Origin of the sequence: Pseudomonas sp., assembly GCF_028293835.1 — a bacterium.
Lineage (GTDB): Bacteria > Pseudomonadota > Gammaproteobacteria > Pseudomonadales > Pseudomonadaceae > Aquipseudomonas.
Genome location: NZ_JAQGNX010000024.1, coordinates 1 through 9,667, shown reverse-complemented (window position 1 = coordinate 9,667; position 9,667 = coordinate 1). Strand labels below are relative to the sequence as shown.

The window sequence follows — 9,667 nt, the reverse complement described above, 5'->3', positions numbered from 1 at the left end:
CTGCTCGATTTCCAGCGTTGACTGCTGGGTACGGTGGGCCAATGCCCGAACCTCATCGGCGACCACCGCGAAGCCCCTGCCCTGCTCGCCGGCCCTTGCGGCCTCGATCGCAGCGTTCAATGCGAGCAAATTGGTTTGCTCGGCGATGGAGCGAATCACCTCAAGGACCTTGCTGATACTTTGGGCGGACTGCGCCAGTTTCTCTACTTCCTGGCTGGTGGCGCTGACAGTTTTGTTCAGGCCTTCAATGGAGGTAATGGTTTTCGCCACCCGCTCCCGCCCGAGGTGGGTGGAACGCTCCGAATCCTGGGTGGAGACCGAAGCTGCCGAAGCATTACGTGCCACTTCTTCCACCGCAGCGGTCATCTGATTGACCGCCGTGGCGGCCTGGTCAGTTTCAAGGCTTTGCTGTTGAATGCCGCGGTTGGATTCCTCAGTGACCTGGCTCATTTGTTCCGCCGCGCATGCCAGTTGAGTAGAGGAACTGCCTATCAGCTTCACCGTGCTTCGCAGGTTGCCGAGCATCGCGGCCGTCGCCGTCTGCAGGTCAGTAATTTCGTCTTTGCCGTCGACCAGGATGTCTCGGCGCAGGTCGTTGTTGGAGATTTCTTTACTTGCCGCAACCAATGCCCGCAACGGCGCTGAAATGCTTTTAGTGAAGATGATTGCCAATACAATCGTGGCAACAACCGAACACAGCAACAATATGACGGCGTAAGAAACTCCGCTGTCGTAGGCCGCCCGGGATTCGATGCTCGACTGGTCTGCCTCTAGCCCGTTAATTTTGATCAATTCGTCCGCATACCCCTGCATTTCCTTGGAAAGCGGGATGATGTGGATGTTTATATAATCGAGTAACTCGGTCAACGAAAGGGCATCGCCTGCGTCGACCACAATTTTGAGTTGCTCCGAATACGGGCCAAGATCATTGACCAGTGATTGATAAACTTTACCTTCAGCCTCACCAGAAACAAGCTTTGCGTAGCGGTCTATGTCGGCTTTCATTGCCTCTTGATACTTGCCAAGACTGACCACGGAATCTTTACGCTCTGTGTCATTGGCCGTGATCAGTTTGAAGGTTTCCAGCCGCATTCGTAATAGCGAAGTGGTAATAATGCCTGCTTGCCTGACGCTGGGCATCGAATTCTCTTCGATGTCGACGGTCAGCGCCTGCATCTGTCGCATGTTCCACATTGATATGCCACTTGAGACCGTCATCAATATGATAACGGCCGTAAAACAAAGCCCTGCACGAGTTCCTATCTTCAAACCCCGAATCGTCATGAGCTACTACCTTCTTATTATCAACAGTGCGAGCAACGGTGCGCCGTTTGCATAGTGACATCGAGGACAGGTGCCGTGTGAAAATTCCTGCTCAAGGGCCAACAAGACAGGAAACCGGTAGATGCTCATTGGGTACTACGGTATCAGCCCCGCGACTCTATAGACCTCAACCGTTCGATCGAATAATGCAATATCATTGCGTCCTCGGGAAACCAACTGAGCCCCTTCAACCGCCGAAAATATCGCCAACGCTTTTTGCCGAAGGTTCGGCGCCTCGGACTGTCCTTGCTGAAGCGATAAAACAGTTATAAGCCATTTAACGTTCGCGTCAGTAAAGGCATTGACTTCAGTTCGCACATTGTCAGGCAGGTCCTGATATTCAGCGGCCATGATCCCGCAAAGGCACATACGATTGTCGTTGACCAATGCCGAGCGGAAGATATCGGTATAGCTCTTGATTAATACCTTCGGGTCTTGGCTTTTCGCCAACAGGCCTTCCAGGTAATTAACCCCGTCCTCCGTATAACGCCGGGCGAGTGCTGCGCCAAGATCACCTTTGGTTGGGAAATGATGGTGAATACTCGCGCTTTTGATCCCGACTTCTTTAGCGATCTCGCGGAAGCTTAAAGCGTTGTAGCCAAGCGCCTGTACCCTGGCGCGGCCGATACCCATGATAATTTCTTTGGTATCTGAGATTGCCACTGTGATGAACTCCCGACTACAGAGGGTGTGAAATTTCGCATAGGCGGAGTTTATCTATCTAGTGAAAGGTAGAACAGAGGCCGTGGGTAACAATTTATTTCCTTCCATGGCATAGCCTTACCAACTCATGCGTATCCCAACGTTACCCGTAACTCCTTCAAGGTTGTTGGTATCGAGGTGGGTGCTGTAATCGGCGCCCAGATACAGCGCTACGCTTGACGAGAGCTGCGCGACAACGCCAACGCCGAGGTCGGCAGTCGATGATTTGTGCTGAGTTTTTATCCGGTCGGCACCGTTGTACGTCACGGTGTCGGAACCTCCAAACGTCTGCCAGACATTCGCCCGCAAATACGGCTCTACCGGTTTATTACTCACCAGGTAGTGACCCTTGAGCCGAGCGCCCAAGCGCCCGGTGGTATAGTTTTGAGAATCAAACGAGACGTCAGAAATGCCATCGTGCTGATCGTCCAGCGCGATGTGCTGACTGATCAACTGCGCTTGCGGCTCGACGCTCCAGTTGCCCGAAATTCTGATCGGATAACCGCCCTCAAGCGACAGCGTCACGCCGTGACCTTGCGTATCCAGCCTTACGCCTCGATCAGAGTGGCTATTGCCGTCCAGGTGAGTCCCCATGGCAACCGCATCGACGTACCAGCCAGACCGATCAGACAAGGTCCAATAAACCCCAACGTTATCGCCATCCAATTTCGTGCGCCCGGCCTGGCGACCCTGAAATCCTTCCGCGAAGCCTTTTATGCTGCCACGAAGCCGTGTTTGCCCGACAAATAGACCGAAGCGCTGATAACGGCCCTCGCTGACCTCGGAAGCGAAAAGATCGTGGCCAATCTGGAAGCCATCCAGCGAACCGTCGAAGCTGGGTGACACCGTTCCTGACCAGCTTTTGCGGAAGTCATTGTTATAAATCCGGCCCCAACCCGCAGGCGCGACACCGGCTTCAGTCAACAGGCTTTGCTCGCCTTGCCGGTCATGAAACGTACCGAGCGCGTTGAGCATCATTATTTGCGCTGCTGGCACGACCACTGAATAAACCGGTACTTCCAGCCTGTACAACGCAATAGGCTGCTCGCCCGCCACTGTACCGGGGAGCTCAGGCGTGGTGCTTGCAGGTATCGGCGAGGTCTCGGCCGCTGTGGTGCCAGGCGCTGGTAATGCTGGATCAACAGGTGCCACGGGTTGAGAAGTCGGCGGTTCGACCGGAGGCTCGTCGGCACCCACTGTTGGCGGCACGGCTGGCGGGATCGGTGGCGTTGCCGGGGGGATGATTACCGGAGCCATCACGGGCGGCGCAGCTGGAGGGGCGACGGCGACGACGGATGAGCGCAGGTACCAATTATTCTCGGAGCCAGCGGTGACGCCACCCTTGAACAAATAGTATTGATAAGCGCCAGCAGAGACCGAGCTTTTCAAGGCGAAGGCGTCTGGGCTGCTGGTTGCGCCGTTCTGCGCCTGCACCACTTCAATCCCGTTCTGAATCGTTAGACCGCCCTGCCCGCCAAGGTTGGAAACACCCAATTGGGTATTACCGCTGATGGTGCCCTGGGAAACCACTAACTTGTCACTGGCAGAATTGTCCGCGCCTAAAACGCTCTGCAGCAGTAATTGGCCACCGCTGCCGACATAGTTTCCGTAGACCGACAGCGTATCCGTCGCACTGGAACTGCCACTGCTCATATCGATAATCCCAGCGTTGGTCAGCGTTGTTAGTTGCCCTGCGGTGTAGGGCCTGATGGCACCGTTAGTCACCTGCAGGGTGCTGGTATTATCGATGTTAAAGTTACCTGTACCCGTTGAACTGTCGCCGAGGAAAAAATCGCCCGACAGGTTAAACCGTGAGTTATTGGTGAGTTTTACTGTTTCCCAGCCGATATACCGAGATGCCGTTCCGGACGAACTAGCGTCGAACGTTAGCGTATCATTCCCCAGACCGCCGTCGATTGATGGGGTCAAGGACAACGTATTTTCAGTCAAATGCCCGATCAAGGTTGTATCGTCACCATCGCCCATCAAGACCGCAGACTTGATAACCCCTGCGTTTCTCCAGATGAAGCTGTCATTACCGTTGCTCGCGCGTATTTCCCCGTCTATCTCGCCACCCGTGACGGTAATAGAGTCGTCCCCGCCGCTGACGCTTATATTGCCGCCAATAGTGCCGCCGGAGACGATGATCGTATCTTGGCCGAAACCCGTGACAAGGTTGCCGATGATGGTGCCGCCGGACATATCGAAGATGTTGTCATCAAGTTTCATGTTGACCCGGCCGATGGTACCGCCGGTCATTTTGGCCATATCACCGTCATCGAAGCCACCGACGATAGTGCCGCCGGTCATCAAGAAAACGTCATAACCGTCGCTTTGGGCCAGCGATTGAATAGCACCTCCTGTCATCTGGAAGTTATCGATACCATTGCCCTGTTGCACCGCACCGGTAACGGTCCCGGCGCTTATCTGGAACCGGTTGGCACCGTCCCCTTGGTCAACCGCCCCCAGAACCGTTCCAGAGTCCATTTGAATGACATCGTTACCTGGGCCGAAACGAACATTGCCATTTATGGTGCCGTTGCCGCCGAATGGAAAGACCAGACTATTGGCGCCCGCCAAGGCGGTAAGTCCACTGCCGCTGGTGCCGCTGCTACAACTGTATGAGTCATTACCGGAGCCAGCAACAGTGCTGCAATCTGCTGTAGCGGTACTTGAAAGACACATCAGACAGACCAGTGTTAGTGGTCCATAGAACCTGTGAACCTGATGAATATGAGGTTCAATAAAATGCACATCTCCATTAAGGCGCTGCATGGGGTCAGTCCCTTCCAAACGCTCACACTTATGACCTATGTGAGTGCTGCCCTTACTTCGACGGGCTATAAAGAGAAGCTTATAAAAGCTACTCCGGTCCTTGAATACTATAAAACCGTAGCAGCGCTCCGAGTGTAGCGCCACTGTTTCTCCTGCCATTAGTCGCAAACAACAGGCGTCCGGTTAAGCCCCGTCCATGTTGATCACATTAATGATGCTTTCGCTTCCGTGGTCGGATGCAGTTTTGGCATAAAGCCGAAGTTAGATATTAGTTGCATTCCGCAGGGGTGAGCGATTGGCGAATTGGATTCGAGGTACTGGCGATCATGTCCGTCAGATTTTGTCCGCTGTCCGTGGGCGTTTCGCCCCACAGTGATGTCCCGCTATCGGGGGGAGCCAACACAAGACGTAGGATGCTTCCTGTCATTTCAAGGAATCTTCCTACCCTTAAATGAGCTACGTTTTTTTAATTGCTCCGGTCGCTGTAGAACCAATCTATATTCGCCATACCAGAAAAAGCCCACAAAAAAGCCCCGTACTACCTGCCCTGGCAATACGGGGCTTCTCAACGCTTCTTACGGCTTGGCTATCTCAGTCCTCGAGACGGCTGGTGATTCTTTATCGAGTGTCGCTCGCATGTTGGTTACTTGCGAGGCCTCTACGGCCGGAGCCTGGTTACCCCAGTTGGTGCGGATAAACGTCAACACTTGCGCAACTTCCTGATCGGACAGCCGCCAAGCGAACGCCGGCATGCCCAATTGTGAAGGCGCGGTACGGGTGGCCGGTAGATTGCTCCCTGCCAGTACCAGGCGAATCAACGACACGGGGTCTTGCGACAGCACCGAAGAGTTACCCGAGATCGTCGGGAACACGTGCGCATCGCCTTTGCCGTTGGTGCGGTGACAGGCGGCGCAGTTATCAATGTACAACTCGGCGCCACGACTGCCCTCTTTGCCCGCCGCTAATGCCAGCGCAGTGGCGGGATCTTCCTTGAACGACGATGGTTGATGGTCAGTCGCCGGCAATGTTTTCAGGTAGGCCGCAACAGCTTGCAAATCTCCATCATTGAAGTGTTGCGTGCTGTGCACCACCACATCGCCCATGGCGCCGCCGAGTACGGCGTAGTGAGTGTTACGAGCGCTGCGCAAGGTGCCGATAATGTCGTCAGCCGTCCAGCGTCCGAGACCGTCGGCCAGGTTACCGCGCAAGTTCACGGCAAGCCAACCATCAATCACCGGGCCACCGGCCAGGTACTCGGCACCTGACTCGTCCAGTGCTCTTTCCTGCAAGGTCAACGCACGCGGCGTATGGCAACTGCCGCAGTGCCCGAGGCCTTGAACCAGATACGCGCCGCGCGCTACTTGGGCAGAGCTGTAACGATCAGCCTTGAATGCCACGCTGTCCGGCGTGGGTGCCAATACCTTGCGCCAGATTGCCAACGGCCAACGCATCGAGAGCGGCCATGGCACATCGTTGACCCTATTAGCTTCATTTACCGGCTGCACGCCGTGCATGAAATAGGCATACAACGCGCGTAGATCGTCATCGCTAATCCGTGCATACGCTGGATAAGGCATCGCCGGGTACAGGCTATTCCCATTGGCCGCGATGCCGTGGCGCAACGCCCGGTCAAAATCGTCCAATGAATAAGTGCCAATACCCGTACCTGGATCAGGGGTGATGTTGCTGGTATAGAGTGTGCCAATCGGTGACGCAATGGGCAGACCGCCGGCAAAGGGTTTTCCGCCCTTGGCCGTGTGGCACGCCGTGCAGTCACCGGCATCAGCCAGGTACTGCCCTTTTGTAATCAGCGCTACATCTGTTGCCGTTGAGGCTATAGGCAGGACACGGGTTTTGCTCGGCCACAGGGCAAACGTCAACAGCGCAACGAACACCACTAACCCGAGGCAAATTAACCCAGTCAAAAACTTTTTCATGGTGCCTCCTTATGCTTGAACCAGCGGGCCAGGGTTCTTCAGGTATTGCTCACGAATTGCCTTCGCCGACCAATACGCCAGCGCGCCAACCATGCCAGTCGGGTTGTAGCCGTTGTTCTGCGGGAATGCGTTAGCGCCGATGGCGAATACGTTGTGCACGTCCCATGACTGCAGGTAACGATTGAGCGCCGAGGTTTTCGGATCGCTGCCCATGGTCGCGCCGCCACAGGTGTGGGTGCTTTGGTACTTGGTGATGTTGTAGTGCTCGCCGGCCTTTTTTGCGTCACCCGCCAGCGCGGTTGGGTTGAGGGATTTCGACATTTGCAATGCCTTGCCCACTAGAAATTGCGACGCCTTGACTTCGTTTTCGTGCCAGTCGAAGGTGATGCGCAGCAAGGGCCGACCGAAGCCATCCTTATAGGTGGGGTCCAGGCTCAGATAGTGCTGACGGTAGGACATGCAGGCACCCTGCACTTCGAAGTAGAACGAATGCCGGAACGCATCGCTCGCGGCCCGTTTCCACTGCGTACCCCAATTCGGCGTGCCCGGTGGTACGTTGATCCCGCGTACTGGACCTGCACCTGGCTGACGTGCCCAGATAACCCCACCACCGACAAATCCAGCCTTGGCGTTGTCCAGCTGATTACCATTCAAGTTGTCCATGGTGGTGCCCGCGCCACCAATGCCGATGAACTGGTTCGCCTGAACGTTTTTGTCGAAAAACAGCACCACGCGATTAAGGTTTTGGTACGAATAGTTGCGACCAATAGTGCCCTCCCCGCTAACCGGGTCATACGGCTTGCCAATGCCGGATAACAACATCAAGTGGACATTGAATAATGAGAAAGCGCAGAGCAGCACCAGATCGGCTTGCTGCTCGACTTCGCGCCCCTGAGCATCCAGGTACGTGACACCGGTTGCTTTCTTGCCATCGCTATCCAGATTGACCTTCAACACTTGTGCATGGGTGCGCAGCTCGAAGTTCTTGCGCTGACGCAGCACTGGAAGAATGCTGATGTTCGGGCTGGCCTTGGAGTAGTTCAGGCAGCCGTAATCACTGCAGAAGCCGCACGCGTTACACGGACCCATCTGACAACCGTAGGGGTTGACGTAGGCAGCCGAAGCGTTGGACGCCGGAATCGGGTACGGGTCCCAGCCCATTTCTCGGGCTGCGCCATAAAACATCTCGGCACCCAGGTAATTGGCGTTCGGGCCTAACGGAAATTCACGGGAACGAGACCCTTCAAACGGGTTGCCGCCGGCCTGCTTGACGCCCTGAATCACACCGCCTTTGCCCGAAGTGCCGCACACGTATTCAAAGTGATCGAAATGCGGTTCCAGGTCCTCGTAAGTCACGGGGAAATCCTGAATGCTCATGTCGCTTGGGATAAACTTCTGACCGTAGCGTTGCTCGACGTTGCTGCGCAGTTTGAAATCTTCCGGCAGCGCACGGAAATGGCAGCCGGACCAGTGACTGCCGGCACCGCCGACGCCGGTGCCCGGCTTAAACGATCCCATCTGCCGGTAAGGCACGGCGTTAGAGAGCAAGTTGTGACGCACGGTGACGGTTTCTTGCGACAAGCTTTGCAAATACTTGCGATGCACGGAGCCTTCCAGCTCATCGACCACCTTCGGGTAGGCGAAGTCGGGTTGCGTGTCACGGTCGGCACCGCGCTCCAGGACCACGACGTTCAAGCCGGCGTCAGTCAATTCTTTCGCCATGATGGCGCCGGTCCAGCCCATGCCGACGATAACCGCATCTACCTTTGCTTTCGGAGTAGCCATGCTCATCCCCTCCGCCCGGCCAAATCGACCGGAGGCAGCGGGTAAGGACGATCACGCACCGTCACCCAGTCCATGTAGTCAGCACGCATACCGGGGTATCCAATCATTTTCCACGCGCCCATGTTTTTGTTGCCGCCGTGGGACGGGTCAGCGAAATAGCCGTTGCGCACCTCGCTGAGCAGGTTATTGAAGAACAGTTTGGCCGACACACCGTCCAGTTCGAGCTTTCCAGCTTCGGAGGCTTTGAGCAGGTCTTCCTGCTGGGCGTGTGTCAAGTCGGCGAATACCTTACCGGCGAATGCTTGTTTGCAATGAACATCGGTCGCTTTCATCCCGACCCGCAGCAAATCACGAAGGTTCAGACGACCTTGGTAACCAAATTCCGGCGCAGCTTCCACAAACGGACCTTGCATGTACCAGATCGCGCCGTTTGCGTAGGGAGTCTGTAGATGACGATCAAGAAACTCCACCACGCCCAGCTCTACCGCGCCGGGGCCGACGTCATCCGCGGGTATCAGGCGATCACAAGCCGCCGTCAGAAACGCCCACTCTTCAGGTGTAAGGAAGGTCGGTTTGTACGCGCTCGGCAGAGCGGGCTGGGTCGCTGGTTGGGTATCACTGGCCGGGGTTTGGGCAAATGTTTGGGTGGACATGCCTGCGCTGGCCAAGGTTACGACGGGGATCAACGTCAGTGATTTGCGCAGAAAGTCACGGCGGGCCGGTGAGGTCTCATCATCGATCATGGGTATTTTCTCATCAGGTCAAAACACAATTTATTTCGATTTTTTCTAATGTGTGCCACGGGATTGCGACGCGGCGTTGTTCAAAAGCGCTCAGCAACCGTTCAATAGCAAGCTAAGCGATATCACGAAAGTCGCCCACCGCGTTAGCGGCGGGCGGATATAAAAGGAAACTGGACGGGTCAAATTTTGAACTGGCGCACCAGGTTGTTCAGGTTCGTGCCCAGCGCCGAAACATCGCGCATGGTGAGAGCACTTTGTTTCGTTTCACCGGCCATGGTGTCAACTGCGTCAGCGATCAGGTGCACGCTGCGGTTGATTTCTTCCACCACTGAGGTCTGCTCTTCGGCGGCGCTGGCGATTTGTGCGTTCATGGCGTTAATGGTGCCTATCAACTCGGAGATC

The 9,667-nt window shown here is 55.6% G+C and carries 7 protein-coding genes; all 7 read right to left on the bottom strand.

What is annotated here, in order from left to right; translation table 11 throughout:
* A partial coding sequence (locus tag JWR17_RS03460) for a methyl-accepting chemotaxis protein (RefSeq protein ID WP_299828338.1) occupies positions 1–1,284 on the bottom strand: 1,284 nt, incomplete at its 3' end.
* A gap of 135 nt (positions 1,285–1,419) precedes the next feature.
* Complete coding sequence (locus JWR17_RS03455; protein WP_299828336.1) at positions 1,420–1,986, bottom strand: TetR/AcrR family transcriptional regulator; 567 nt, start codon at positions 1,984–1,986, stop codon at positions 1,420–1,422.
* 117 nt (positions 1,987–2,103) lie between these two features.
* Positions 2,104–4,710, bottom strand: a complete 2,607-nt coding sequence (locus tag JWR17_RS03450; protein WP_299828334.1) for an autotransporter outer membrane beta-barrel domain-containing protein — start codon at positions 4,708–4,710, stop codon at positions 2,104–2,106.
* A 665-nt stretch (positions 4,711–5,375) separates the two neighbouring features.
* The gene (locus tag JWR17_RS03445; RefSeq protein ID WP_299828332.1) at positions 5,376–6,737 is read right to left on the bottom strand and encodes a cytochrome c; all 1,362 of its coding nucleotides are present in this window, start codon (positions 6,735–6,737) and stop codon (positions 5,376–5,378) included.
* Between the two features lie 9 nt (positions 6,738–6,746).
* Positions 6,747–8,522, bottom strand: coding sequence for a GMC family oxidoreductase (locus JWR17_RS03440; protein ID WP_299828330.1), 1,776 nt, complete (start codon positions 8,520–8,522; stop codon positions 6,747–6,749).
* Positions 8,523–8,524: 2 nt separating this feature from the next.
* Complete coding sequence (locus tag JWR17_RS03435; RefSeq protein WP_299828327.1) at positions 8,525–9,265, bottom strand: gluconate 2-dehydrogenase subunit 3 family protein; 741 nt, start codon at positions 9,263–9,265, stop codon at positions 8,525–8,527.
* Positions 9,266–9,444: 179 nt separating this feature from the next.
* Positions 9,445–9,667: methyl-accepting chemotaxis protein (locus JWR17_RS03430; protein WP_299828326.1), on the bottom strand; the 223-nt coding region annotated here is incomplete at its 5' end.

Coding starts and splice junctions, on each gene's coding strand:
- JWR17_RS03440 (WP_299828330.1), bottom strand. CDS start 8,522: ATGGCTACTCCGAAAGCAAAGGTAGATGCGGTTATCGTCGGCATGGGC.
- JWR17_RS03450 (WP_299828334.1), bottom strand. CDS start 4,710: ATGTGTCTTTCAAGTACCGCTACAGCAGATTGCAGCACTGTTGCTGGC.
- JWR17_RS03435 (WP_299828327.1), bottom strand. CDS start 9,265: ATGATCGATGATGAGACCTCACCGGCCCGCCGTGACTTTCTGCGCAAA.
- JWR17_RS03445 (WP_299828332.1), bottom strand. CDS start 6,737: ATGAAAAAGTTTTTGACTGGGTTAATTTGCCTCGGGTTAGTGGTGTTC.